The following is a 26,992-nucleotide window of genomic DNA, read 5'->3' as shown; positions in this document are numbered from 1 at the left end:
GGATGATTTACGTACGGTGACTGTCCGGCTGTCCGGCTGTCCGGCTCTCCGGCGTCCGGCTGTCCGGCTGGACTGACGGCCGTCCCTCCTACGCCCGCGCCAGCACGAACCACCGGGCCGGCAGATCGATCCGGGTGCCGTCCGGCAGATGTTCCGTCTGCGGCAGCGCGGTGTCCCCGCTCGCCAGGATCGTCAGCCCCGCGGCCCGCAGCAGCTCCGGCACCTCCTCGTCCGTGGCCCCGGCCGGCTTGAGGCCGTGTGCGAAGACCCGCCGCAGCTTCTCCGGCGGACCGCCGGGGGCCGCCGCCGCCTGCTGGAGGACGGCCTTCGAGGCGCTGGTCAGCTCCGCGACGAAGGCCCGGCCGCGTGCGCCGAGAAGCGTGGCGACGGCCGCGGCGACGGCGGCCCGGTCCTGCGGTTCGCTCTGGTGGATGACCGCCCGCATATAGACGTTGGTGTCGCCGATCCGGTCGTGCAGCGCCCGTACGGCCGTGTCGTCGACCAGGTCGAGCTGCTCGAACTCCGCCGTCCCCGCCGTATCCGCGCGGCGCGCGTGCTCGATCGCCGCGTGCGAGAGGTCCACACCGACCGCGCGGGCGAAGCGGGTGGCGAGATAGCGGGTCTGGGTGCCGTTGCCGCAGCCGAGGTCGGCCACGGGCAGGGTGGTGTCGGCGTACGGAAGCAGCAGTTCGCTGTGGGGTACGGCCGAGAGCGAGGGGTCGGCGTCCCATATGGCCTCGCCGGGGACGTCGGAGGTCTCCCGCCAGTAGCCTTCCCACGATGCGCGGTAGCGCTGCGACACGTCCATATTCGCTCTCCCCACGTCCGGCCCGCCGACGGCGAGTTGCTGCCGACCGGATTACCGTCCGGACGACGGGAGGGCAAGGGGGCGGGGCCTTCCGTCACCTTCCGCGCGGCGGATTGTGGGCCTTGTGGGTGAGCGCCTGCTCGAACCAGACCGTCTTGCCGTGCGCCGAGCTGCTGCTGCCCCACTCCCTGGCGAGGCCGCTCACCACGCGCAGCCCGCGCCCGGACTCGTCGTCGCGCCCGGCGGCGAGCAGCGTGGCGGGGGCCGGTTCGTCGTCGGTGACCTCGCACAGCAGCGCGTCCGTACGGACCAGCCGCAGCCCGACCCGGTCGGACCGCGCATGGCGCACGGCATTGGTGACCAGCTCGCTGACCAGCAGTTCCGCGGTGTCCACCGCGTGCGGCAGCCCCCAGCCGAGCAGCCGCTCGCGCACCAGCCGGCGGGCCCTGCCGACCTCGCGCGGGTCCGTGGCGAGTTCGTACACGGCGACGTCCTCGTCGGCGATGCCGCCCAGCCGGGCCATCAGCAGCGCCACGTCGTCCTTGCGCCCGTCGCGGGTGTTGAGCGCGCGGATGATGGTGTCGCAGGCGTGGTCCATGGAGGCGGCGGGGTGCGCGGCGGACTCGCAGAGCGCGGCGAGTCCGTCACCGATGTCCTCGCCGCGCACCTCGACCAGGCCGTCGGTGCACAGCACCAGCCGGTCGCCGGGCCTGACGCGTACGGTCACGGTCTCGAAGGCCACCCCGCCGACGCCGATCGGGGCGCCGGTCGGCACGTCGAGGACCTCGGCACGCCCGTCCTCGGCCCGGACGAGCACGGGCGGGATGTGCCCGGCGTTGGCGATCTGGACCTGGGACCTGATCGGGTCGTACACCGCGTAGAGGCAGGTCGCGAGGTACTGCTCACCGAGCCGCTGCGCCAGGTCGTCCAGGTTGCGCAGGAGCTGCGCCGGCGGCATCTCCATGGTCGCCATGGTCTGTACGGCGGTGCGCAACTGGCCCATCATCGCGGCCGAGTTGAGGCCGTGGCCCATGACGTCGCCGACGACGAGCGCGGTGCGCGAGCCGGGCAGCTTCACCGCGTCGAACCAGTCGCCGCCGATCCGGCCGAGGCGGGTGCCCGGCAGATAGCGGGTGGCGATGTCGCAGCCGGCCATGCGCGGCGGGACCTGCGGCAGCATGCTGTCCTGGAGGGTCTCGGCGACGTTCTCCTGGTACGTGTACATACGGGCGTTGTCGAGCACGAGCCCGGCACGGGCGGCGAGTTCGGCGCCGGTCGTACGGTCCATGTCGTCGAACGGCTCGCGCTCGGGCCGCCGCATCAGCACCATGAAGCCGAGCACCACGTCGCGCGCCTTCAGCGGGACGAGCAGCATGGAACGGTGGTTGATGAGGGGGCGCAGGTCCCGCTTCTCGAACTGCCCCGAGATCCGGTTTCCCGCCTCCTCGCTGATCCGGGGGATCAGCACGGGCTCGCCGGTGACCATGCACTGGAAGAACGGGGTGTGTTCGGGGAAGGCGATGGCCTCGCCGACCGGGACCGTGTCGTCCCAGCGGCCCGGCTCGTCGTTGTGCTCGACCCAGACCCGGTGCCAGATGGTGGTCACGTCCGGCGGACCGTCAGGGAACCCCTCACCGGCGAGGACCGCGGCGCGCAGATGGGTGCCGGCGAAGTCGGTGAAGCGCGGCACGGCGGCGCTGGTGACCTCGCGGATCGTACGGGCGAGATCGAGGGAGGAGCCGATCCGGCCGCTGACCTCGTTGAGGAACTCCAGCCGCTCGCGCACGGCGCCGTATTCGAGGTCGAGCTGGGGCCTGGGGGCTTTGCGCCGCCGTGGCGTCCCGTCGCCGGACGGGGCTCCGGTGGTGTCGTACGCCCCCGGGGAGCGGCGCGGCACGCCCCAGTCGGGGGTGACGGGGACGCGGTCGTGGTGGCTGAACTCCAGGACGGGATAGCCCAGTTCGAGTACCTGCGCGATGATGCGGGTGGACTCGGCGGGGCCCATGTTCGGCAGAATGTCCGGCAGCCGCCCGGCGAGCACGTCGGCGTCCGGGAACTCCGTGTGGAGGGCGAAGCCGGGGGTGATCCGGAGGACCCGCCGCGCCGCGGAGCCGTCCTCCGTGCGGTCACCGGCCTCCGTACGGCCACCGTCGTCGTCGCGGTGCTCGGTCCTGAACTGCCCGGCGTCCGCCGCCAGTACGAGATGGCGGCCGGGCCCTGGGCCGACCAGCGGGTAGGCCCACCAGAGCACTTCGAGCCGCGCGGCCCCGGGGTCCGAGAGCTTCGCCACCCCGGCGGTCGGATACGAGCCGCGGGCGTGCAGTCCGGGGCCCAGCTCGTCGTCCGCGTCGTACACCCCATGGGCCACGCCGCGCTCCTCGTCGGCGAGTGCGCCCGCGACCGGCATCAGATCGCCGGCGTGCCGGCCGACCGCGTCCTCGCGGGCGTGCCCGAAGAGCCGTCGCGCACCGGACGACCAGTGCGACACCAGGCCGTCACCGTCCACGACGACCACGGCGAGCGGGATCCGTCCGGCCGCGGCGAACCGCTCCCGCGGCTCCTGCGGCCCTGACGGAGTGCCACTGTCCATGGGTGGAAGGCTCCTTCCCTGCCGCCGGGATCAGCGGCTCCGCCTCCACGGTACGGCCCCCGGGACGCGATCCGCCGGGCATTGAACCAATAGGTTGTGCGCCCGCGCACAACCCCACAACTGACTGAAATTCAGTCAGTCCTCGTGGCCCAGCTGGAGATCGCGTTCGGTGCGTCCGCCGCCCGCCATCCGGAGCACGGTGGCGACCGGCGGATACCCCGCCGCGATCACCGTGTACTCGCCGGAGGAGAGGTCGACGAAGCGGAAGGTGCCGTCGAGACCGGTGGTGAGGGTGTCCACCACATTGCCCGCCGCGTCGAGCAGAGTGACCCGCGCGTCCTCGACGGGACGGCCCCCACCTGCGCGTACGGTGCCGCGCAGCACGGCGCCGCCGGCCAGTTCGATGTCCTGCCGCGTCTCGCGCGACGCCTGGACGCTGACGGGCAGCGCGGCGGGCCGGAAGGCGGGCGCGCTCGCCGCGAGGGTGTACTCCCCGGCCACCAGCTCGGAGATCACGTAACTGCCCTCGCGGCCACTGCGGGTGGACGCCACGACGTCCCCGCGCACATCCGTGAGCGTCACGGCCGCGTCGCGCACGGGAGTGCCGTCGGCGGTGCGTACAGCCCCGGCGAGACGGCCGGCCCCGCCGAGTACGACATCCAGTTCGACGGGCCGTTCACCGACGGTCACGGTGACGGCCTGGGGCTGGTGCCCGCCCGCCGCCGCGATCATCACGTACGACCCGGTGCCCGGCACGCTCAGCGCGTACCGCCCGTCGCCGCCGCTCGCGCCGCGGCCGATCTGCCGGCCCTGGACATCGATGAGGGTGAGCGCGGCGCGCGGTACGACGGTGCCGTCGTGGTGCTGGACGGTGCCGCAGACGGCCACCCCCGGCGCGGACGGGGCGGGCGGCGCGACGGGCGCAGGCCGGGGTTCGGGGACGGCGGTACGCGCGGCGGGAACCGCGCCGGACTCGGCGGCGGGGGCGTTCTGGGACACCAGCGGTTGCTCCTTGAGGAAGAGAGTGATCAGCAGGCCGAGGGCGAGCACCGGCACGAGATAGAGGAAGATCCGCGGCATGGCGTCCGCGTACGCCTGTACGTAGCCCTCGCGCACTGCGGGCGGCAGCGCGTGGACGGCCTGGGGGGTGAGGGAGCCGGCGCCGGGCAGTCCGCCACCGGCGGGGATACGGTCGGCCAGCGCGTCGGCGAGCCGGTTCGCGAAGAGCGTGCCGAAGACGGCGGCGCCGACGCTGCCGCCGATCTGCCGGAAGTAGTTGTTGGCGCTGGTGGCCGCGCCGAGGTCGGACGGCGGTACGGCGTTCTGCACGGCGAGGACGATCACAGGCATCACCAGGCCCATCCCGAAGCCGAGGACCGCCTGCGCGATGCCGCATTCGAGCCGGGAGGTGCCGACGTCCAGCCGGGACAGCAGCCACATACCGAGCACCGAGAAGGCGCTGCCGGCCACCGGGTAGATCTTGTAGCGGCCGGTACGGGAGATCAGCTGCCCGGAGGCGACGGAGGCGACCACGATGCCGCCCATCATCGGCAGCATCAGCAGCCCGGACTCGGTGGCGCTGGCCCCGTCGACCATCTGGAGGAACGTCGGCAGATAGCTGGCCGCGCCGAACAGCGCCACCCCGACAACAGCGCCGACCAAGCCGCACACGACGAAGACCGGATCGCGGAACAGCCGCAGCGGAATGATCGGTTCGGCGGCCCGGTGCTCGACGGCCAGGAAGAGCAGCGCGCTGCCGGCCGCGCCCGCCGCGAGCCCCAGGATGACGCGGGAGCCCCAGGCGTACTCCGTACCGCCCCAGCTGGTCAGCAGGACCAGGCAGGTCGACGCGGCGGCGAGCAGCAGCGCGCCGAGGACGTCCAGCCGCGCGCGGACCACGGGCTTGGGGATCTTCAGTACGACGCTGACGACGGCGAGCGTGAGCAGCCCGAAGGGCACGTTGAAGTAGAAGCACCAGCGCCAGGAGACATGGTCGGTGAAGAACCCGCCGAGCAGCGGCCCGGCCACCGAGGCGACGCCGAACGCCCCGCCGATGAGCCCCATGTACCGGCCGCGCTCCCGGGGCGGCACGATGTCCGCGATGATCGCCTGCACACCGATCATGAGCCCGCCCGCGCCGACGCCCTGGAGGGCGCGGAAGGCGATCAGCTGGTCCATCGTGCGCGACCAGCCGGCCAGCGCGGAGCCGAGGACGAAGACGACGATCGCGAACTGGAAGACGCCCTTGCGGCCGAAGAGGTCACCGAGCTTGCCGTAGAGCGGCAGTCCGACGGTGGCGGTGAGCAGATACGCGGTGATCGCCCAGGACATCCGGTCCAGGCCGTGGAGTTCGCCAACGATCTTCGGCAGCGCGGTCGCCACGATCATCTGTTCCAGCGCGGCGAGCAGCAGGGCGAGCATCAGCCCGACGAAGACCATCCGGACCTGGCGGGGACCGAGCGGCACGGGGGCGCCGGCCGCTGCCATCGACGCGGCCGGGGCCGGTGGCGGTGGCGGTGCCCCGTCGGCGCGGCCGGTGGACACCGGCTCCACGGCCGCCCCGGCGCCCCCATCGGCCCCGGCACCTCCATCGGCCCCGACGCCCTTCACCAGAGTGGTCCCGCCCACGTACTGCTCCCCTCGTCGCACCTGCGCGGCGTCATTGTTCGCATCGCGCGCCAAGCGGGAGCAAGCGGGAATCCCTCCCCCTAAGGGGAGTGTGACGGGGGGAAGTTGAGCGGGAAAGAGCGCACCGAGGCGCTCATCAGGGGCTTTCCCGCGGCGGGTCGCGCGGGGGGCGCACTACCGCACCACGGGGAAGACCACCCGAATCGGTGACTCCGGCAACGATCTGTACGAGGGGTGCCTACAAGGCGTCGTGACGCCTAGGATCCCGCCCCGGCGCCGGCCTCGGAGCCTGCCTCCGAACCGGAGCCCGCCTCAGAGCCGGCCTCGGAGCCCGCCTCGGTCTGAGCGGCGAGCTTTCCGAGCACCTCGTCGTAGATACGGCCGAGCCCCTTGGGGGCGAAGGTGCGCTCGAAGAAGCCGCCGATACCGCTCGCGCCGTCCCAGACCGTCGTGACGACCGCCTTCGAACGCCCCTCACCGGCCGGAGTGACGGTCCAGGTGGTCACCATCGAGGAGTTGCGGTCCTTCTCGACCAGCTGCCCCTCGGTCGGCTCGGTCACCTCGAGCAGGCAGTCACGGACGCGCTTGCTGGTGGCCTGGAGCCTCCAGTGGACGAGGGTGCCCTCACCGTCGCCGCCCTCACGCACCTCGTACTCGCTGAACTGGCCCGGCAGAAGCTTCGCGCGGGTGTTCTCGTAGTCCGCCAGAGCATCGAACACCGTCTCCGGGTCCGCCGCGATGACTCGCTCCGTGGTGGCCTCGACCTGCGCCATGGCTCTTCCTCCAGCACTCGGTATTTCGGTGGGGTGCGGCCACACCCAACCACCCTCCGGTCCACCCGCCCAAATCCGGGCCCCAGCAATCAATGGAACATCCGTTCCGGTCTCCGGGCGGGGGCACGGAGGAGGCCTCGACGCACCGAGCCAACAGCAGCGCGAGCAGGCCTGCTTGAAGCAGGAAAAGCCCCTGGGTGACGGCCGGGACGTCACGTGGGCCGCCCCTCCATCTGTGAGTGTCGCGTCTCCGTGACAGGTGTAAAGGGCGCTCCTGCGTCGCGTCGCTGCGCGATGACCTTCGGTCACCCTTGACTCCTGTCCCGGAGTCGCAAGTGCGGGTGTGGGAGGGGCGGCCGGGTGGGAGGGGGTTGCCCGGGGGGTCTGCTGTCATACCACCCGGCTCAGGGGCCGTCGGGCGGGTGGACCCTGCGGGGCTGCGCACACTTTGCATGGGGCAGCCGGGCTCGTCTCGGCGGCTGACGGCCGCCCGTTGGCTGGCACTCATGCCCCGCCGGTCACTGTTGCGTTGTGGTACCCGGGAGGTGGGCGGGGTCTGCTGTCCGGCCGGGGTCCTCCGGCCGGTCCGGGGGCCGGGGGTCTCCGGGCGGTGCCCGGGGGCAGGGGGTGCGACGCTAGAGCCACCTCCGGCACGTCAGACGGCTGCAACGTCACAGTCGTTGGGATCAAGCACTCCACCACCCGCCGATCTGTCCCATATGGGGCGGTTTGGCGGGTGGTTGGGGGCCGCTCCGGACGGCACATGTGTCCTGAGGTGCATAAGAAGCACTCCAGGGCCCAAAGACCGCCTCCAGAAGCCCACTTACCGCCACACGAGTCCCAGCAGACCCTGCTCCCACTCCACGGCGACCAGCGGGGCATGTGCCGCAACCAGCAACGGACCGCCGGCCGCCGAGCCGGTGTCGGACCGCCCCACTCCTCTGCCGCGCAGCCCCGCAGGGCCCACCCGCCCGAGGACCCCGAACCGACCGCCAGTCCGGCCGGTCCCCCGGGCAACCCCCTCCCACCCGGCCGCCCCTCCCACACCCGCACTTGCGACTCCGGGGCAGGTGTCAAGGGTGACCGAAGGTCATCGCGCAGCGACGCGACGCAGGAGCGCCCTTTACACCTGTCCCGGAGACGCGACACTCACACCAGGAGGGGCGGCCCCCATCCCCACAACCCCCGCCACCCCAACCTGCATACACGCCCGCCGCGCTACGCGAGGCGGCTCAGTGCCGCCTCCGCTGCGGCGGTCAGTCTCGGGTGGGCGCGGGCCGCTTCGAGGGTGGGGCGGGCGCGGGGGTCGGCGAGGCGGCCCAGGCCCTCGACGCAGGCGAGCGCCACCCGCCAGTGCGGGTCGTCTGGGGCCAGCAGGCGTCGCAGCGTGGCGGTCAGCGCCGGTACGGACTCGGGGGCGCGCAGTTCGGCGAGGAGGCGTACGGGGTGCAGCGCGTAGGCGGTGCGCAGGGTGTTGGTCGCGAGCGCGGCGGCGGCCCGGGGTGTGCGCGGGTCACCGAGCCTGGCCAGCGCGTACGAGGCACTGACGCAGCGTTCGGGGTCGCGGTGGTTCAGAAGCAGCACCAGCGCCTCGAAAGCCCGCCGGTCCCCGGCGCAGCCGAGCCGGAACGCGGCGACCTCCCGCGCCCACAGCGGCTGTTGGGGCGCGGTGAGAACGCCGGCAAGGTCTTCCGTGTCCTCGGTGGCCAACAGCGCCTCGCACGCCGCCGAGCCGCCGGACTCGCTCCGTACCCGGTCCGCGAGCGAGCGTAAGTCCTCATCCATGCGGGCCAGCGTACCGATGCGAATTGATCCCGTTCGCACCCTGGCGCGCTCGTTACCCGTCGGTTAACCTCAGATGAGCTGATAACCTCCGCAGCAACCACACCGCACCGCAACGCTCCGACGGCCTGGTGACGCAGCCGTCGTGAGCGCCCGCCGCTGTCGGTTCAGCGGCACCCCCGTGTACGGCGCGACCCCGGGACAGGGTCCGCCGCAGCCCGCAGCACCGCAACTCCCTTCTGCCGCGCCTCCGTTCGCGCGCGCCCTCAGCCGTCACTCATCCCCTGGAGTCCCCCGATGGACATCCGCACGGATACCTCTCCCACCTCTCCTGCCTCTTCCGCCTCTCCCGGTACGGAGACCTCCCCCGACTCGGCCACCCCGCTCTCCCCCGTCGCCGTCATCGGCCTCGGCACCATGGGCACCGGCATCGCCGAAGTCCTCGCCCGCGCCGGCCACGAGGTGATCGGCGTCGACATCGACGACGCCGCCGCCGGCCGCTGCGTGCGCGCGCTCGAAGAGTCCACCGCGCGGGCCGTGGCGCGCGGGCGGCTCGGTGAGGAGGAGCGGCGGGCCGTCCTCGGCCGCTTCCGCGCCCACACCGATCCGCGCGCCGCCGCCGACGCCCGGCTGGTGATCGAAGTGGTCCCGGAGGACTACGCGGTCAAGCAGCGGGTCCTGCGCGCGCTGGACGGCATCGTCGGCCCCGCCACGATCATCGCGACCGGCACCAACGCGCTGTCCGTGACCCGGCTGGCCGCCGAGTCCGCCCACCCGGAACGCGTGCTCGGCCTGCACTTCTTCCATCCCGCGCCCGCGATGCGGCTGGTCGAGGTGGTGTCGTCCGTGCTCACCTCGGAGCGCGCCGTCGAGGCCGTCACCGCGCTCGCCCGCGCGCTCGGCAAGGAGCCGGTGGCGGTCGGCGACCGGCCCGGCTTCGTCGCGGACGGGCTGCTCTTCGGCTATCTCAACCAGGCCGCCACGATGTACGAGGCCAAGTACGCCTCCCGCGAGGACATCGACGCGGCGATGCGGCTGGGCTGCGGGCTGCCGATGGGCCCGCTGGCGCTGCTCGACCTGATCGGGATCGACACCGCCCGTACCGTACTGAACGCCATGTACGCCGCCTCGCACGACCGGCTGCACGCTCCCGCGCCCGTCCTCGGGCAGCTCAGCGACGCCGGACTGACCGGGCGGAAGGCCGGGCGCGGCTTCTACACGTACGACGCTCCCGGCGGCGGCGCCGCCCCCGTGCCGGACGCCCTCACCCAGTCGCCCGCCACGTCGCCCGCCGCCTGGCCCGTCCCCGGGCGGCCGGTCACCGTCGTCGGGGTCGCGGGCTCGGGGACGATGGCGAGCGGCATCGCCGAGGTCTTCGCGGGCGCCGGGTACGACGTGGTGCTCGCCGCCCGTACCCCGGAGAAGGCCGCGGCGGCCAAGGAGCGGATCGCCGCGTCCCTGGCCCGCTCGGTGGCGAAGGGGCGGCTGTCCGCCGGGGCTCGGGACGGCGCGCTGGCGCGGATCGCCCCGGCCGGCTCGCTCGACGCGTTCGGCGGGGTGGATCTCGCCGTCGAGGCGGTCGCCGAGGATCTGGAGGTCAAGCGGGAGCTGTTCGCCGCGCTCGACAAGGTCTGCCCGCCGGGCGCGGTGCTGGCCACGACGACCTCCTCGCTCCCGGTGATCGCCTGCGCCCGCGCGACCACCCGCCCGCAGGACGTCATCGGAATGCACTTCTTCAACCCGGCGCCGGCGATGCGGCTGGTCGAGGTGGTCCGTACGGTGCTGACCTCCGACGACGTCCACTCCACGGTCCGCGAGGTGACGGCGACCCTGCGCAAGCACGCCGTGGACTGCGGCGACCGCGCCGGGTTCATCGTCAACGCGCTGCTCTTCCCGTATCTGAACAACGCGATCAAGATGGTCGGCGAGCACTACGCGACACCGGACGACATCGACGCCGCGATGAAGCTGGGCGGCGGCTATCCGATGGGCCCCTTCGAGCTGCTCGACGCGGTCGGTCTCGATGTCTCGCTGGCCATCGAGCGCGCGCTGCACCGGGAGTTCCGCGATCCGGGCCTGGCGCCCGCGCCGCTGTTGGAGCATCTGGTCGCCGCGGGCTGCCTCGGCCGCAAGACGGGCCGCGGGTTCCGTGCCCATGCCCGGCGCAACTGAGCCGGGCACAGAGCCGGGCACCGAACCCGCCGCCGGGCCCGGCGGGGAAGCCCGTACGGGATCCGGCGCCGGACCCCGCGGCAGACCCGGTGCCGGCCTCGGTGCCGGGCCCCGCGGGTCTCCCCCACGGGCGCGCTCTCCTGCGTCGATGCAGTACGTTCACCTCATGTCCCAGCCCGCCAGGTCCGCCCGTACCAGCAGCAAGTCCGACGCCCCCGAGAGCGCCGCGGGCACCCGTGCCGCCGCCCAGCGCCTCAAGATGCGCCGCGAGCTGGCGGCGGCTGCCATGGAGCTCTTCGCGACCAAGGGGTACGAGGCGACGACCGTGGACGAGATCGCCGCCGCGGCCGGGGTGGCGCGCCGGACCTTCTTCCGGCACTTCCGCTCCAAGGAAGAGGCGATCTTCCCGGACCACGACGACACGCTCGTCCGGGCGGAGGACGTACTGAACGCCGCCCCCGCCCACGAGCAGCCGCTGGACACGGTCTGCCGGGGCATCAAGGAGGTCATGCGGATGTACGCGGCCTCCCCCGCCGTCTCGGTGGCGCGCTACAAGCTGACCCGTGAGGTGCCCACCCTGCGCGAGGCCGAGATCGCCTCAGTGGCCCGTTACGAGCGGCTGTTCACCCGTTATCTGCTGGGCCACTTCGACGAGCGCGACCACATCGACGGCAACGACGACCCGCTGATGGCGGAGGTGGCCGCGTCCGCCGTCGTCACCGCGCACAACCATGTCCTGCGCCGCTGGCTGCGCGCCGACGGCCAGGGCGATGTGGAGGCGCAGCTCGACCACGCCTTCGCGATCGTCCGCGCGACCTTCGGCAGCGGCATCGGCGCGGGCCGGACCATGGGCGGTCCTTCGGCCCGGCCGGCGGCCACGGCGCGTACCAGCGGGGACGTCCTGGTGGCTGTGGCGCACACGGACGCCCCGCTGGACGAGGTCATGCGCACCATCCAGCAGGCGCTCAAGAACAACGCGTAGCCCTTACGTACACCTGCACCGCACCGCCCGAGCGCGCTCACGCGTGCCGCTCATGCATGCCGCTCATGCGTGTCCACGCGGTGACAACTGAGAGAAAATTCTGGCACCCAGTGCCTTGTCAGTTGTCACGGCGTGCCATACGTTGATGTTGTCCGGCTGTTCCCGCGAGCCGTCCCGCTCGTGGCCCGGACGCCTGCGTCACAGGCACACACCGCACAGCACCGCACAGCACCGCACACACAGCACCGCGCGCCACCGCGTCACCCACGCCACCCGCGCCACTTCCGCACCACCCGCCGAACCGACGGCACACCTCCACCCGCACCACCTCCACCCCACACCGCCCCCTGCCCGGCGCCGCCCCGCGCCGGCTCCCCGACGTACCCTCAGCTTCGCCCGGAGGCCCCACCGTGAAGGAAATCCTGGAGGCGATCCAGTCGCCGGACAGCACGTCCGCCGACTTCGCCGCGCTCCCGCTGCCCGGCTCGTACCGCGCGGTGACCGTGCACAAGGACGAGACCGCGATGTTCGCGGGCCTCACCAGCCGGGAGAAGGACCCCCGCGCCTCGCTCCATCTCGACGAGGTGCCGGTCCCCGCGCTCGGTCCGGGCGAGGCCCTGGTGGCCGTCATGGCCAGCTCGGTGAATTACAACTCCGTCTGGACCTCGCTCTTCGAACCGCTGCCGACCTTCGGGTTCCTGGAGCGGTACGGCAGGCTCAGCGAGCTGGCCCGGCGTCACGATCTGCCGTACCACGTCATCGGCTCGGACCTGTCCGGTGTCGTGCTGCGCACCGGGCCAGGGGTCAACGCCTGGCGGCCGGGCGACGAGGTCGTCGCGCACTGTCTCTCCGTCGAACTGGAGTCGTCCGACGGCCACAACGACACCATGCTCGACCCCGAGCAGCGGATCTGGGGCTTCGAGACCAACTTCGGCGGTCTCGCGGAACTCGCCCTGGTGAAGTCCAATCAACTGATGCCCAAGCCACAGCACTTGAGCTGGGAGGAGGCCGCGGCTCCCGGGCTGGTCAACTCGACCGCGTACCGCCAGCTGGTGTCCCGCAACGGCGCCGGCCTCAAGCAGGGCGACAACGTGCTGATCTGGGGCGCGAGCGGCGGGCTCGGTTCGTACGCCACCCAGTACGCGCTGGCCGGCGGCGCCAACCCGGTCTGTGTGGTCTCCAGCGACCGGAAGGCGGAGATCTGCCGGCGGATGGGCGCCGAGGCGATCATCGACAGGACCGCCGAGGAGTACCGGTTCTGGCCGGACGAGCACCATCAGGATCCGCGCGAGTGGAAGCGCTTCGGCAAGCGGATCCGGGAGCTGACCGGCGGTGAGGACGTGGACATCGTCTTCGAGCACCCGGGCCGCGAGACCTTCGGCGCCTCCGTCTACGTCACCCGCAAGGGCGGCACGATCGTCACCTGTGCCTCCACCTCCGGCTACACCCACGAGTACGACAACCGCTACCTGTGGATGTCACTCAAGAAGATCGTCGGCTCCCACTTCGCCAACTACCGCGAGGCGTGGGAGGCCAACCGGCTCGTCGCCAAGGGCCGGATCCATCCGACCCTGTCGCGGGTGTATCCGCTGGAGGAGACCGGCCAGGCGGCGTACGACGTGCACCGCAACCTGCACCAGGGCAAGGTCGGGGTGCTGGCACTGGCTCCGCGCGAGGGCCTGGGGGTACGGGACGAGGCGCTGCGGGCCCGGCATCTCGACGCCATCAATCTCTTCCGGGACGCCTGACATGACGCCTGATATGACGAACCGTCAGATACCGCGCGCCAAGGACCGGCCCTGGCTCATGCGGACGTACGCGGGCCACTCGACCGCCGAGGCGTCCAACGCGCTGTACCGGCGCAATCTCGCGAAGGGGCAGACCGGCCTCTCCGTCGCGTTCGACCTGCCGACGCAGACCGGCTACGACCCGGACCACATCCTGGCCCGCGGCGAGGTCGGCCGGGTCGGGGTGCCGGTGTCGCACCTCGGCGACATGCGCCGGCTCTTCCGGGACATCCCGCTGGAGCGCACCAACACGTCCATGACCATCAACGCCACCGCGATGTGGCTGCTGGCGCTCTATCAGGTGGTCGCCGAGGAGCAGGGCGCCGACCCCGCGCTGCTGCGGGGGACGACGCAGAACGACATCGTCAAGGAGTACCTGTCGCGCGGGACGCATGTCTTCCCGCCGGTGCCGAGCCTGCGGCTGACCACCGACATGATCACGTACACGGTGCACCACCTGCCCAAGTGGAACCCGATCAACATCTGCAGCTACCACCTCCAGGAGGCCGGCGCGACGCCCGTCCAGGAGATCGCGTACGCGATGTCCACGGCGATCGCCGTGCTGGACGCGGTGTTCGCGTCCGGGCGGATCCCCGAGGAGCGCCGGGGCGAGGTCGTCGGGCGGATCTCGTTCTTCGTCAACGCCGGGGTGCGGTTCGTCGAGGAGATGTGCAAGATGCGGGCCTTCTCCCGCGTCTGGGACCGGATCACCCGGGAGCGGTACGGGATCGGGGACGCCGGGCACCGCCGCTTCCGCTACGGGGTGCAGGTCAACTCGCTGGGCCTGACCGAGGCGCAGCCGGAGAACAACGTCCAGCGGATCGTGCTGGAGATGCTCGCCGTGACGCTCTCCCGGGACGCCCGCGCCCGCGCCGTACAGCTGCCCGCGTGGAACGAGGCGCTGGGGCTGCCCCGGCCCTGGGACCAGCAGTGGTCGCTGCGGATCCAGCAGGTGCTGGCGGACGAGAGCGATCTGCTGGAGTACGGCGACCTCTTCGACGGCTCGCGGGTCGTGGAGGAGAAGGTGGCGGGTCTGGTCACCGAGGCGTTCGGGGAGATCGGCCGGATCGAGGGGATGGGCGGTGCGCTGGCCGCCGTCGAGTCCGGCTATCTCAAGTCGCGGCTGGTGGCCGCGCACGCCGAGCGGCGGGCGCGCATCGAGTCGGGCGAGGAGCGGATCGTCGGCGTCAACTGTTACGAGTCGACCGAGCCCAGTCCGCTGACCGCCGATCTCGACGGCGCGGTCATGACGGTCGACCCGGCGAACGAGGCCCGGGTCGTGGCCGCCCTGCGGGCCTGGCGGGAGGCGCGGGACGGGGCACGCGCCACGGCCGCGCTGGCCGCGCTGCGGACGGCCGCGGCGGGCACCGGCAATCTGATGGCCGCCACCGTGGAGTGCGCGCGGGCCGGGGTGACGACCGGCGAGTGGTCCTCGGCGCTGCGCGACGTGTTCGGCGAGTTCCGCGCACCCACCGGGGTCGGCGGCGCGCCGGTCGCGGTGACGGCCGAGGCCGGTACGCCGCTGGCCGCCGTGCGGGCGAAGGCCGCCCGTACCGCCGAGGAGCTGCGGGTGGGACGGCTGCGGCTGCTGGTCGGCAAGCCGGGCCTGGACGGCCACTCCAACGGCGCGGAACAGATCGCCGTACGGGCCAGGGACGCCGGTTTCGAGGTGGTCTACCAGGGCATCAGGCTCACCCCGGAACAGATCGTGGCCGCCGCGGTCGCCGAGGACGTGCACTGTGTGGGGCTGTCGATCCTGTCGGGCTCGCACGCCGCGCTGGTGCCCGACGTACTCGGCCGGCTGCGCGAGGCCGGCGCGGGCGATCTGCCGGTGGTCGTCGGCGGGATCATCCCGAACGCCGACGCGCGGGCGCTGCGGGCGGCCGGCGTGGCCGCCGTCTTCACCCCGAAGGACTTCGGGATCACGACGATCATCGGTCGTATCGTCGACGAGATCCGTACCGCGAACAGACTCGACCCTGACCCTGACCCTGAACCCGACCCCCTGGAGGTCTCCGCATGACTGCCACCGTGCCCGCCCCCGACGCCCGCGACCGGCGGCTTCGTCCGCGCCGTTCCTGCCTCGCCGTGCCGGGCTCCAACCCGCGCTTCCTGGAGAAGGCCCAGGGGCTGCCGGCCGATCAGGTCTTCCTCGATCTGGAGGACGCGTGCGCGCCGCTCGCCAAGGAGGGCGCCCGGCACAGCATCGTGGACGCGCTCAACAAGGGCGACTGGACGGGCAAGATCCGGGTCGTCCGGGTCAACGACTGGACGACGCACTGGACGTACCGCGATGTGATCACGGTCGTGGAGGGCGCGGGGCAGAACCTGGACTGCGTGATGCTGCCGAAGGTCCAGGACGCCCAGCAGATCACCGCCCTCGATCTGCTGCTCACCCAGATCGAGAAGACGATGGGCTTCGAGGTCGGCCGGATCGGTATCGAGGCGCAGATCGAGAACGCCAAGGGGCTGGTGAACGTCGACGCGATCGCGGGGGCCTCGCCGCGGCTGGAGACGATCGTCTTCGGGCCGGCCGACTTCATGGCCTCCATCAACATGAAGTCGCTGGTGGTCGGGGAGCAGCCGCCCGGCTACGGCGCGGACGCCTACCACTACATCCTGATGCGGATCCTGATGGCGGCCAGGACGCACGACCTCCAGGCCATCGACGGCCCGTACCTCCAGATCAGGAACGTGGACGGCTACCGCGAGGTGGCGCGGCGCGCCGCGGCGCTCGGCTACGACGGCAAGTGGGTACTGCACCCGGGGCAGATCGAGGCGTCGAACGAGATCTTCTCGCCGTCGCAGGAGGACTACGACCACGCCGAGCTGATCCTCGACGCGTACGAGTACCACACGTCGGAGGCGGGCGGCGCGAAGGGTTCGGCGATGCTCGGCGACGAGATGATCGACGAGGCGAGCCGCAAGATGGCGCTGGTCGTCTCGGGCAAGGGCCGGGCGGCCGGGATGCGCCGTACCACCTCCTTCGACGTGCCGGAGGCGTGAGCGATGCGGTTCGGGCGCACTTTTGAGGAGTTCGAGGTCGGCGCGGTCTACAAGCACTGGCCGGGCAAGACCGTGACGGAGTACGACGACCATCTGTTCTGTCTGCTGACCATGAACCACCATCCGCTGCATCTGGACGCGAACTACGCGGAGAAGACGACGGATTTCGGCAGGAATGTCGTCGTGGGGAACTACGTGTACTCGCTGCTGCTGGGGATGTCGGTGCCCGATGTCTCCGGCAGGGCGATCGCCAATCTGGAGGTGGAGTCGCTCCGGCATGTGGCGCCGACCTTCCACGGCGACACGCTTTACGGGGAGACGACGGTGCTGGACAAGACGCCGTCGAAGTCCAGGAGCGACCGCGGAATCGTCTATGTGGAGACCCGGGGATACACCCAGGACGGGACGGTGGTGTGTGTGTTCCGCCGGAAAGTGATGGTCCCGACCGAGACCTTCGTCAAGGAGCGCGGCGGAGATCAGCCGGGCCGCCCGGAACCGAAGTATCCGGAACCGAAGCACCGGGAGAAGTGAGACCGAGATGAGCCGACTCGCGCAGACCGCCGGACTGACGGATATCCAGCGGGAGATCCTCGCCACGGTAAGAGACTTTGTCGACAAGGAGATCCTCCCGGTCGCCACCGAGCTGGAACACCGCGACGAATATCCGGTGAAAATCGTCGAGGGGCTGAAGGAACTCGGTCTCTTCGGTCTGATGATTCCGGAGGAATACGGCGGCCTCGGCGAGTCGCTGCTCACGTACGCGCTGTGCGTGGAGGAGATCGCGCGCGGCTGGATGTCCGTCTCCGGCATCGTCAACACGCACTTCATCGTGGCGTACCTCCTCCAGCGCTACGGCACCCCGGAGCAGAAGGAGACCTTTCTGCCGCGCATGGCGGCCGGCGAGGTGCGCGGCGCGTTCTCGATGTCGGAGCCCGGTCTGGGCTCCGACGTCGCGGCGATCACGTCGCGGGGGGTCAGGGACGCGGACGGGGACGCGTACGTGCTGACCGGGCAGAAGATGTGGCTGACCAACGGCGGCACGTCCTCGCTCGTCGCCGTGTTGTGCCGGACGGACGAGGGCCACCCGGAGGGGACGGCCCCGCACCGGTCGATGACGACGTTCCTGGTCGAGAAGGAGCCGGGGTTCGGCGAGATACGACCCGGCCTCACCATCCCCGGGAAGATCGAGAAGATGGGCTACAAGGGCGTCGACACCACCGAGCTGCTCATGGACGGACTTCGCATTCCGGCCAATCGGGTCCTCGGCGGTGCCACTGGCCAAGGGTTTTACCAAATGATGGACGGCGTGGAGATCGGCCGGGTGAATGTCGCGGCGCGTGGTTGCGGGGTCGCGCAGCGCGCCTTCGAACTCGGCGTCTCCTATGCCCAGCAACGTCATACATTCGGGAAAGCCATCGCCCACCATCAGGCGATCCAGTTCAAGCTGGCCGAGATGGCTACCAAAGTCGAAGCGGCCCATGCGATGATGGTCAACGCGGCACGCAAAAAGGACTCCGGCGAACGAAACGACCTGGAGGCAGGGATGGCGAAGTACCTCGCCTCCGAATACTGCAAGGAAGTCGTCGAGGACGCCTTCCGTATCCACGGCGGTTACGGCTTCTCCAAGGAGTACGAGATCGAGCGCCTCTACCGCGAGGCACCGATGCTGCTGATCGGCGAGGGTACCGCCGAGATCCAGAAAATGATCATCGGCCGCCGGCTGCTGGAGGAGTACCGATTCCAGGGTTAATTATCTTGTTTGGGCCGGTTTGACGGCGAAGAAGATCACACCACGTTGCGGCCTGCCGCATGCTTCAAGCCGCTCGACTCGGGTGCTGGCTTGCTCAGTTGCGGCTCGCTACCAGTACCATCGCTCAAAAGCCGCCGTCCCCCGTCGCCTGCGCGGCATCATCCGCTACGAAGGTCATCCATGCCCCACAGCCAAACCTCTGCACCAAGCGGCCGGGTCCGCATCGCACGCGGAGCATCGCCGTGGCTCCTGCCGACCGTCGCCACCGCAGCGATCAGTCTGGCCCGTGCCGGTCGTTCCCGGCGTGCCGCCGCCCTCGCCGTGCCCGCCACCGCGCTCGCCGCGGGCATGCTGTGGTTCTTCAGAGACCCCGAGCGGGAGATCGCTCAGGGCCGTGTGATCTCGCCGGCCGACGGTGTGGTGCAGAGCATCATGCCGTGGAAGGACGGGCGCACCCGGGTCGCCATTTTCATGAGCCCGCTGAACGTACACGTGAACCGCGCTCCCCTCGCGGGTACCGTGACCTCCGTGGAGCACGTCCCCGGTGGGTTCGTTCCGGCGTTCAACAAGGAGAGCGAGAACAACGAGCGCGTTGTCTGGCACTTCGACACCGAACTGGGCGACATCGAGATGATCCAGATCGCCGGCGCGGTGGCCCGGCGCATCGTCCCGTACGTGCCTCAGGGGACCAAGGTGGAGCAGGGCGAGCGCATCGGCCTGATCCGGTTCGGCTCGCGCGTCGACATCTACCTTCCGGAAGGTGTCGATGTCGCCGTCGAGGTCGGCCAGACCACGACCGCAGGGGTGACTCGAATTGACCGTTCTTGATCCCGAGACCCAGGCCGGCTGGGCCGCCGACGTGACCGACGAGGCCGAGGCCGACGCGGAGGACATGCCGCTCTCCCTGCGGCTGTCGATAGCGGACACCCTCACGCTCGGTAACGCCACGTGCGGCTTCATGGCCGTCTACTTCACCACCACCGGCATCCTGATCCCGCATCTCACGGGTGACGACGAGAGCGGCATGGCGCGGCACTCCGCCGCGACCGCCGTGATCCTGATGCTCGCCGCGGCGATCTTCGACCTGTTCGACGGCATCGTGGCGCGCAAGCTGCGCAGCTCGCCGATGGGCGCGGAGCTGGACAACCTCTCCGACCTGATCAGCTTCGGTCTCGCCCCGGCCTATTTCGTACTGGTGTACGGAATGGTCGCGGACGACGCGCATCAACGGGTATCGGCGCTGGCGGCGATCGTGGTCTTGCTGGCCGTGGTGCTCAGACTCGCGAGATTCTCGTGCGTGACGATGAAGGACGGCATGTTCCAGGGGATGCCGAGCCCCTTCGGGGCGCTCACGGTCATCTCGATCGTGCTGCTGGAGCTGCCCTTCGTGCCGACGCTGATGGCGATCATCGGGGTGGCCTGGCTGATGGTGAGCCGGGTCGAGTACCCGAAGCCGCGCGGAGTCCTCGCGGTCGCGATGCTCAGCTGGATCGTCGCCGCGATGGGGCTGCTGGCGGCCTGGGCGTTCGACGCGCCCGGCGGTCAGCTGCTGCTCCAGACCGGCTGCGCGCTCCAGGTCGTGACGGGCGCGGTGATCCCGCTCTTCGCCACGGCGCGGCGGGTGAACACGTTCCGCGGCAACCGCCGCGAGGCGCGGGCGGCGCAGCTGCCGTAGCGGTACGCAGGACGGTAGGACGTAGGACGCAGGGATGGACGGCGAAGGGCCCGGGCGCACAGCGCGCCCGGGCCCTTTCCGCGTGGAGAGGCGTGGAGAGCCCCGGCTCAGCTCAGGAAGTCCCGCGCGATGTTCTCGGCGAGGCGCTCCAGCAGCGGGCCCGCCTCGGCCATGCAGACCGCCGGGTCCGGCTCCAGGTCGGTGAGCGCGTAGGCGCGGCGGATGCCCGCGCGGCCGAGGGCCTCCGGGGGCAGGCCGAGCCGCCCGCAGACGGCGATGACCTCGATGTGCCGGGCCCGCGCCGCCGCCGCGACCCCGGCCGGGGCCTTGCCGTGCAGGGTCTGCTCGTCGAGCGAGCCCTCGCCGGTGATCACGAGGGTCGCGCCGGCCAGCGCGGTCTCGAAGCCCAGGACGTCGAGCATGACCTCGATACCGGGCCGGAAGCGCGCCCCCAGGCCGACCAGCGCCCCGTAGCCGATGCCGCCCGCCGCGCCCGCGCCGGCCGAGAACGCCAGGTGGGCGGCGCGGGGCCCGACGGCCGTCATCAGCACCTCGGTGTAGCGGACGAGCGCGGCGTCGAGCACGGTGACGTCCTCGGGGCTCGCGCCCTTCTGCGGTCCGTAGACGGCCGCCGCTCCCCGGGGACCGGTCAGCGGATTGTCGACATCGCTGGCGAGGACGGTGTCCGTGACGGCGAGCCGCGGGTCGAGCCCGGAGAAATCGGCGCCGGCGAGATCCCGCAGTCCGCCGCCGCCCGGCCCGACGGGCTGCCCGTCGGCGTCCAGGAAGCGGGCGCCGAGCGCCGTGAGCATCCCCGCGCCGCCATCGGTCGTGGCGCTGCCTCCGACGCCGAAGACGATGCTCCGCGCGCCCGCGTCGAGCGCGGCGCGCAGCAGCTCGCCGGAGCCGTAGGTGGTCGCGGTGAGCGGGGCGAAGACCCCTTCGGGAAGGTGCTGGAGGCCGGACGCCTCCGCCATCTCTATGACGGCCGTACCGTCGCGCAGGGCGTAGGCGGCCGTCACCTCGTCGCCGAGCGGGCCGGTGACCCGCACCTCGCGCCGCTCGAATCCGGCCGCGACGGCGGCGGCGACCGTACCGTCACCGCCGTCCGCGACGGGCAGGGTGCCGACCGGCACCCCGGGGGCGATCCGGCGCAGCCCGGCCGTCACACGCTCGGCGACCTGTACGGCCGTGAGTGAACCCTTGAACTTGTCGGCCGCGATCAGTACGCGTGCGGCCTTGGTTACGGCTCCGTTCGTCACCATGTCCCCCCATATCTCACTCGCTTCTCACGTGCTCGTGCTGCTCACGACCCTATCCGGGCGGCCGGGTTTGACTTTCAGGCGGCTTGAACGCCGACAATCGCGGCCATGGAGAGCACTACAGACAGCACGAGCGGTACGAACGGCACGAGTGGTACGAGCGGCGGGAGCGGCGGGAGCGGCAGACCGTCGGGCGGGGTCCCGGTGGATCTGGTTTTCGGCGCGCCCGAGTTGCTCGGCATCAGCGCCTTCGCCCGGCGCGTCGGCCTCGCGCCGAGCGCCCTGCGTTTCTACGACGACTGCCAGGTCCTGCCGCCGGCCCGGGTGGACGCGACGACCGGTTACCGGTTCTACAGCGCCGACCAGCAGATACGCGCCAACATGCTGCGGAGCCTGCGCGAGGCGGGGCTGCCGCTGGCGGACGTCACCGTCGTCCTCGACGGCGAGGTGCCCGAGGCGCGCGCCGTCCTCGAACGGCACAGGACCACCGTACAGAACCGGTCGCGCGCGGCCGACGCGACGATCGCGGCCGTACTCCGGTCGATGCCTGGGCCCGGCGACGGAGACCGGGTCGGCGACGACGAGGCGGCCGATCCGACCACCCGGGTACGGCTCGGTGGCGCCGAACTGGCCGCCGCCGTACGGCAGGTGGCACCGGCCGCGGCTCGGAGCGCGGAGTTCCCCGTCCTCGGGTGCGTCCTCGTCGAGATCGACGAGGACGAGGTACGGCTGGTGGCCACCGACCGCTACCGGCTGTCGGTACGCGGCCTGAAGCCGGTCCTGACGGTGGAGGGCCCGCCCCGCCGGCTGCTGGTGGACGCCGAGCGGCTGGCCGGCATCGGCACCTGGGCGGCGCGCTGCGCGGCGGTGACGATCGAGGCCGGTCCGGGCGGCGCGGCGGCGCACGACACGGACGGGCCGCGGGAGACGGCGGAGGAGAAGGCGGAGGCTACGGGGGAAGGATCCCGGGAAATCCCCCTGACCGAGGGCGAGTTCCCGGCGTACCGGGAGATGCTGACCGCCCTGCCGCCGCGACGGCACCGGGTGATCGTGGACCGCGCGGCGCTCATCGCGGCCGTGGGCGACTGCGGTGACGGCAGTGGTGACGGCAGCGCCGAAAACGTCGACGCGCGGGCGGTCGCGCTGCGGCTCGGCAAGGACGAGGTGACCGTCTCCCGCCCGGACGGCACCCGCGCGACCGCGCTCCCCGCCGTGCGGCTGGGCGAGGAGACCCCGCGGATCGGCTTCGACCCGGCCGTGCTCGTCCCGGCCCTCGAAGCGAGCGTCGGGCCCGATGTCCTGCTGGAGATCTCCGGTGCGACGGAGCCGGTCGTGGTGCGCTCCGCCGACCAGGGCAGCTTCACCACCCTGGTGATGCCGGTCGCCCTGCCCGCCGACCCGACCACCGAGGAGACCGGCCCGACCGCCGAGGAGAGCCGGGCCTGAGCGGACCGTCCGGAACGGAACCGCTCCCCCGGCGGCGAGTTGATGACCCGTCGGGGGCATTCTCGGTCGTTCACCCCGCGTTGGTCCGGCGTGCACGCGGGGCGGGCAGCATCCTGGGGTCCCACGACCCGCGGAGGCTCCCATGCGCACGCGACCCGGCCGGCTGACGGACCGTAGGAAGCAGCACGCACCGTCCGCCGCCCGCGTCCCCGTACTGCCGGCCGCCGTCTCGGTGGCCGCGGCGCTGGCGCTGGCGCTGGCCGCCGGGGGTACGGAGCGCGCCGTTCCTGGCGCCACCGCCCCGGCCTCGGCCGCGCCCGCATCGGCCGTGCGGAGCCTTCCCGCGCTGCCCGCGTCCGTGGACGGCGGCGCGTGGGCGTCCGGGCATCTTCAGGGCATGGCCGTCGACCGCCGCAAGGGGGTGCTGTACTTCTCCTTCACCAACCTGCTGGTGAAGACGGATCTGCGCGGCACCCCCCTCGGCTCCGTCACCGGCTTCACGGGCCACCTCGGCGATCTCGACTTCGACGAGCGGGACGGCAGGGTCTACGGCTCCCTCGAGTACAAGGCCGCGAAGGCGTTCTACATCGCCGTCTTCGACGGGGACCGCATCACCCGGATGGGCATGGACGCGGCGTCCACCGGGGTGGTCTCGACCGTCCATCTCCAGGAGGTCGTGAAGGACTACACGGCCGACATGAACGGCGACGGTGTCTTCGACGGCGACACCGCCGACACCCCCGACCACCGCTACGGTTGCAGCGGTATCGACGGGGTGACCTTCGGCCCCGCCCTCGACGGCAGGCCCGGCCTCCTGCTCACCGTCGCGTACGGGATCTACGCCAACACCGCCCGCGAGGACAACGACCACCAGGTCCTGCTCCAGTACGACGTACGGCACTGGCGGACGTACGAGCGCCCGCTGACCGAGCGGGACCCGCACACCAGCGGCACCGCCGCCCCCGACGGCAAGTACTTCGTCCGCACCGGCAACACCACGTACGGCGTCCAGAACCTGGAGTACGACGGGCACACCGGCAACTGGCTGATGGCCGTCTACAAGGGCCGGAAGCCTGCCTTCCCCTCCTACTCGCTCTTCGTCGTCGACGGCTCGAAGCGGCCCGTACGGGGCGAGCTGCGCGGTCAGCCGCGGCCCGAGCGCGGACAGCTGCTCTCGCTCCTCCCCCAGGGGCTGCACCACCCCGAATCCGGTGTGTACGGCTGGGAGTCGGCCGGGCAGTACGGGCTCGTCGCGCTCGACGACGGCCGCTTCTACGTGGGCGCGGCCGGTACCGCGCCGGGCGACGGGGGCCCGCTCCAGACCGGCCGTGCCGCGCTCCACCGCTGGACGGGCCTCACGCCGGACCCGTTTCTCGCCGGCGACGCCGTCCCGTGAGGAGCGCTCCGGCCCTGCCGCTGATGACGAGCAGGGCGAACAGCGCCTCGATCCCGTGGCCGGGGATCAGATAGCCGACCGGGACGGCCAGCGCCAGCGCGACCAGATCGAACCAGAGCTCGTGGCGGTCGGACGCGGCCCGCGCGGCGCCGGCGTCCCCGGCGGGCAGCGCCGCGTACCGGATCAGCAGGAGGGCCACGGTGGCGAGGACGTTCACGCCCGCGTAGACGGCGAGCGCGGTCCCGGCGTGGCCGCCGTAGGCGCCCAGCAGACTGGAGGCGAACGGCAGCGCGCTGACCGCGAGCAGGAGCAGCATCGTGCACCGTACGAGGGCCGGCCGGCCGACCCGGACCGTCCGCGTCTCGTGGCGGTAGCGCCGCCAGTAGACCGCGGCGATGTAGAAGCTGAGCAGGAAGGACAGATAGCGCGAGCCCTGCTCGGCGAGCGCGTGCCGCACCGCCTCGTCGGGCGGGCTCGCGCCCAGGTCGGGGACGCGCAGATCGAGCGCCAGCAGGGTCATGGCGATGGCGAACACGGCGTCGGAGAGACCGAACAGGCGGCCCACCTCGCGTTCATCGGCGGCTTCCTCGGATGGTGCGGCGGGTGGTGTGGCGATCGTGCTCATGCGTCGTATCCCCGGGGTGTGAGACACCGTAGGGCGCCAACGTAGATGCCCGCGCGCGCCGGGCCGGTGACCCCGTGCGGCGGTTCCCCGGAAACCGCCGCACGTTCACGTTCACACGCTCACACGTTTCAGAAGAGCGTGCCGTTGTCGGCCGGGGCTCCGCTCTCGAAGGCCAGCAGCCGCTTCTTGCGGTCGAGGCCGCCGCCGTACCCCGTGAGGCCGCCCGTCGAGCCGATCACCCGGTGGCACGGCACGATGATGCCGACCGGGTTCCTGCCGTTCGCCAGGCCCACGGCCCGGGAGGCGCCGGGCTTGCCGAGGGCCTCGGCGAGTTCGCCGTACGAACGGGTCTCGCCGTACGGGATACGGGTGAGCTGGTCCCAGACAGCGCGCTGGAACGGGGTGCCCGCGAGCCGCAGCGGCAGGTCGAACTCCGTCAGCTCGCCGTCGAAGTACGCGCCGAGCTGCCGTACGGCCTCGGTGAACGGCCCGGGGTCGGGGACGCCGAAGGTCTCCTGGGGCGGCCGGTGGCGCTGGTCGGTCATGTAGAGCGCGCTCAGGACACCGCCGGTGGCGACGAGCGTCAGCGGCCCGTAGGGACTGCCGATCACGGTGTGCGCGACATCGTGCGTGACGTCGTGCGTGGCGGGGGTGGCGGGCGCGGTCATGGCGGATCTCCTTACGCGGGAGGGTTGTTGACGGGAAGACGGTTGATGGCGTGGTCGTCCGTCGCCCACAGGTACTGGACGGCGTACGCGCGCCACGGCCGCCACGCGGCGGCGCGCGCGGTGAGCGCGGCGGGGGTGGCCGGCAGGCCGAGGTTTGCGGCGGCCCTGCGCATGCCGAGGTCGGTGGCGAGGAAGGCGTCGGGATCGCCGAACGCGCGCATCGCGATCACCTCGACCGTCCACGGCCCGAACCCGGGCAGCTCCCCGAGCCGTGCCCGCGCCAGCTCCCAGTCGCTGTCGGGGCCGAGGCCCAGCGAGCCGTCGGCGAGGGCCGCGACCAGGGTGGTGAGGGTGGTCCTGCGGCTGCGCGGCAGAGCCAGTGCCTCGGGGTCGAGCCCGGCCAGCGCCGCGGGCGTGGGGAACAGATGCGTGAGGCCGCCCTCGGGATCGTCGACCGGCACACCGTGCGCCGTGACCAGCCGGGCCGCGTGGGTGCGCGCGGCGGCGGTGGACACCTGCTGGCCGAGCACCGCGCGTACGGCGAACTCGGCGGCGTCCACCGTACGGGGCACCCGTCGTCCCGGCGCCTTGTCGACCAGCGGCGTGAGGTGTGGGTCGGCCCTCAGCTGCTCGTCCACGGCGACGGGATCGGCGTCCAGATCGAGCAGCCGGCGGCAGCCGCTGATGGCGAACGTGAGGTCGCGCGGGTCGGTGAGGGAGAGCCGGCAGGCGATGTGGTCGGGGCGGGGAGCGAGCGCGACGATGCCGTGCCCGTACGGCAGGGTGAGCGTGCGCCGGTACGCGCCGTCCCGCCACTCCTCGACGCCGGGGACCGCGGTGGCGGCGAGGTGGCCGAAGAGGTTGTCGGGGTTGAGCGGGGCGCGGAACGGCAGGCGCAGGGAGAGGGCCGCGCGCGTGCCGTCGGCGGACGCGCCGGCGCCCGGCGCGCCGCCCTCGCGTGCCGTACTCCCCGCGCGTGTGCGCAGCTCGCTCGGGGAGAGCGCGAAGACCTCGCGGACCGTGTCGTTGAACGCGCGGATCGAGGCGAATCCCGCCGCGAAGGCGACCTCAGCCATCGGCAGCGCGGTCGTCTCGACGAGCAGCCGGGCGGTCTGCGCCCGCTGGGCGCGGGCCAGCGCGAGCGGCCCCGCGCCCAGCTCGGCGAGGAGCTGCCGTTCGATCTGGCGCGCCGAGTAGCCGAGCCGGCCGGCCAGCCCGGGAACGCCCTCCCGGTCGACGACGCCGTCCTGGATGAGCCGCATGGCGCGGGCGACGGTGTCGGCGCGGGCGTTCCACTCCGGGGAGCCGGGGCTGGTGTCGGGCCGGCACCGCTTGCAGGCGCGGAACCCGGCCTGCTGGCAGGCGGCGGCGCTGGGGTGGAACGTCATGTTCTCGGCCTTGGGCGGCACGGCCGGGCAGCTGGGCCGGCAGTAGATCCCGGTGGTCAGGACGGCGGTGAAGAACCAGCCGTCGAACCGGGCGTCCTTGGATCTGACGGCCCTGACGCAGCGTTCCGTGTCGGTGTACATGGCGGGTCGCATGGCTCCATCATCGGCCACCTCCACGGGCCGGGCTGGCGGAAAAACGACATCAGCCTGTGGCCGCCGGCCGCGTCCACGGGCCGGGTCCGGGTCATCTCCGG

General features: G+C 72.0%; 19 protein-coding genes and 1 pseudogene. 11 read left to right on the top strand and 9 right to left on the bottom strand.

What is annotated here, in order from left to right; translation table 11 throughout:
- Positions 1 to 88: 88 nt before the first annotated feature.
- The 5 genes and pseudogenes from AB0389_RS10590 to AB0389_RS10570 all read right to left on the bottom strand — a co-directional run bounded on the left by AB0389_RS10590 (position 89) and on the right by AB0389_RS10570 (position 8,584).
- Positions 89 to 808 (bottom strand): class I SAM-dependent methyltransferase, encoded by a 720-nt coding sequence (locus AB0389_RS10590; protein WP_366394951.1) that lies wholly within the window; start codon positions 806 to 808, stop codon positions 89 to 91.
- 94 nt (positions 809 to 902) lie between these two features.
- A complete protein-coding gene (locus AB0389_RS10585) occupies positions 903 to 3,398 on the bottom strand; it encodes a SpoIIE family protein phosphatase (RefSeq protein WP_366394950.1) in 2,496 nt (831 codons plus the stop codon).
- Between the two features lie 135 nt (positions 3,399 to 3,533).
- The gene (locus tag AB0389_RS10580) at positions 3,534 to 5,885 is read right to left on the bottom strand and encodes an MFS transporter (protein WP_366395098.1); all 2,352 of its coding nucleotides are present in this window, start codon (positions 5,883 to 5,885) and stop codon (positions 3,534 to 3,536) included.
- A 476-nt stretch (positions 5,886 to 6,361) separates the two neighbouring features.
- A pseudogene (locus AB0389_RS10575) lies at positions 6,362 to 6,799 on the bottom strand (SRPBCC family protein); the annotation flags it as partial.
- Between the two features lie 1,218 nt (positions 6,800 to 8,017).
- Positions 8,018 to 8,584: an adenylosuccinate lyase gene (locus AB0389_RS10570; RefSeq protein WP_366394949.1), complete on the bottom strand. Its 567-nt coding sequence runs from the start codon at positions 8,582 to 8,584 to the stop codon at positions 8,018 to 8,020.
- 294 nt (positions 8,585 to 8,878) lie between these two features.
- Here AB0389_RS10570 and AB0389_RS10565 point away from each other — a divergent pair, with 294 nt between their 5' ends.
- The 9 genes from AB0389_RS10565 to pssA all read left to right on the top strand — a co-directional run bounded on the left by AB0389_RS10565 (position 8,879) and on the right by pssA (position 19,953).
- A complete protein-coding gene (locus AB0389_RS10565) occupies positions 8,879 to 10,753 on the top strand; it encodes a 3-hydroxyacyl-CoA dehydrogenase NAD-binding domain-containing protein (protein WP_366394948.1) in 1,875 nt (624 codons plus the stop codon).
- Between the two features lie 166 nt (positions 10,754 to 10,919).
- Positions 10,920 to 11,735 (top strand): TetR family transcriptional regulator, encoded by an 816-nt coding sequence (locus AB0389_RS10560; protein ID WP_366394947.1) that lies wholly within the window; start codon positions 10,920 to 10,922, stop codon positions 11,733 to 11,735.
- A 410-nt stretch (positions 11,736 to 12,145) separates the two neighbouring features.
- Entirely contained in the window at positions 12,146 to 13,483 is a 1,338-nt protein-coding gene (gene ccrA / locus AB0389_RS10555) for a crotonyl-CoA carboxylase/reductase (protein WP_366394946.1), read from the top strand.
- A 13-nt stretch (positions 13,484 to 13,496) separates the two neighbouring features.
- A complete protein-coding gene (locus AB0389_RS10550; RefSeq protein ID WP_366394945.1) occupies positions 13,497 to 15,545 on the top strand; it encodes a protein meaA in 2,049 nt (682 codons plus the stop codon).
- The gene (locus tag AB0389_RS10545) at positions 15,542 to 16,528 is read left to right on the top strand and encodes a CoA ester lyase (protein ID WP_366394944.1); all 987 of its coding nucleotides are present in this window, start codon (positions 15,542 to 15,544) and stop codon (positions 16,526 to 16,528) included. Before AB0389_RS10550 ends, AB0389_RS10545 begins: the two co-directional genes overlap by 4 nt.
- A gap of 3 nt (positions 16,529 to 16,531) precedes the next feature.
- Positions 16,532 to 17,059: a MaoC family dehydratase gene (locus tag AB0389_RS10540; RefSeq protein ID WP_366394943.1), complete on the top strand. Its 528-nt coding sequence runs from the start codon at positions 16,532 to 16,534 to the stop codon at positions 17,057 to 17,059.
- A 7-nt stretch (positions 17,060 to 17,066) separates the two neighbouring features.
- Complete coding sequence (locus AB0389_RS10535; RefSeq protein WP_366394942.1) at positions 17,067 to 18,278, top strand: acyl-CoA dehydrogenase family protein; 1,212 nt, start codon at positions 17,067 to 17,069, stop codon at positions 18,276 to 18,278.
- 180 nt (positions 18,279 to 18,458) lie between these two features.
- A complete protein-coding gene (locus AB0389_RS10530; RefSeq protein WP_366395097.1) occupies positions 18,459 to 19,106 on the top strand; it encodes a phosphatidylserine decarboxylase in 648 nt (215 codons plus the stop codon).
- Between the two features lie 64 nt (positions 19,107 to 19,170).
- Positions 19,171 to 19,953 carry a CDP-diacylglycerol--serine O-phosphatidyltransferase gene (gene pssA, locus AB0389_RS10525; RefSeq protein WP_366395096.1) on the top strand — a complete coding sequence of 261 codons (783 nt, stop codon included), beginning with the start codon at positions 19,171 to 19,173 and terminating at the stop codon, positions 19,951 to 19,953.
- Positions 19,954 to 20,060: 107 nt separating this feature from the next.
- Here pssA and AB0389_RS10520 read toward each other — a convergent pair whose 3' ends face one another.
- A complete protein-coding gene (locus tag AB0389_RS10520) occupies positions 20,061 to 21,218 on the bottom strand; it encodes a glycerate kinase (RefSeq protein WP_366394941.1) in 1,158 nt (385 codons plus the stop codon).
- Between the two features lie 105 nt (positions 21,219 to 21,323).
- Between AB0389_RS10520 and AB0389_RS10515 the strand changes: the two genes are divergently transcribed.
- Both AB0389_RS10515 and AB0389_RS10510 read left to right on the top strand, forming a co-directional pair.
- On the top strand, positions 21,324 to 22,661 hold the full coding sequence (locus AB0389_RS10515) for a MerR family transcriptional regulator (RefSeq protein WP_366394940.1): 1,338 nt from the start codon (positions 21,324 to 21,326) through the stop codon (positions 22,659 to 22,661).
- A gap of 142 nt (positions 22,662 to 22,803) precedes the next feature.
- Entirely contained in the window at positions 22,804 to 24,057 is a 1,254-nt protein-coding gene (locus AB0389_RS10510) for a hypothetical protein (RefSeq protein WP_366394939.1), read from the top strand.
- Here AB0389_RS10510 and AB0389_RS10505 read toward each other — a convergent pair.
- The 3 genes from AB0389_RS10505 to AB0389_RS10495 form a co-directional block, all read right to left on the bottom strand.
- On the bottom strand, positions 24,017 to 24,682 hold the full coding sequence (locus AB0389_RS10505; RefSeq protein ID WP_366394938.1) for a TMEM175 family protein: 666 nt from the start codon (positions 24,680 to 24,682) through the stop codon (positions 24,017 to 24,019). The genes AB0389_RS10510 and AB0389_RS10505 overlap by 41 nt on opposite strands.
- A 128-nt stretch (positions 24,683 to 24,810) precedes the next feature.
- Positions 24,811 to 25,350, bottom strand: coding sequence for a methylated-DNA--[protein]-cysteine S-methyltransferase (locus AB0389_RS10500; protein ID WP_366394937.1), 540 nt, complete (start codon positions 25,348 to 25,350; stop codon positions 24,811 to 24,813).
- Between the two features lie 11 nt (positions 25,351 to 25,361).
- Positions 25,362 to 26,879: an AlkA N-terminal domain-containing protein gene (locus AB0389_RS10495; protein WP_366395095.1), complete on the bottom strand. Its 1,518-nt coding sequence runs from the start codon at positions 26,877 to 26,879 to the stop codon at positions 25,362 to 25,364.
- Positions 26,880 to 26,992: the final 113 nt, after the last annotated feature.

It is taken from the genome of Streptomyces sp. NPDC093109 (assembly GCF_040701725.1).
GTDB lineage: Bacteria > Actinomycetota > Actinomycetes > Streptomycetales > Streptomycetaceae > Streptomyces.
This window is presented reverse-complemented; position numbering and strand designations above follow the sequence as displayed.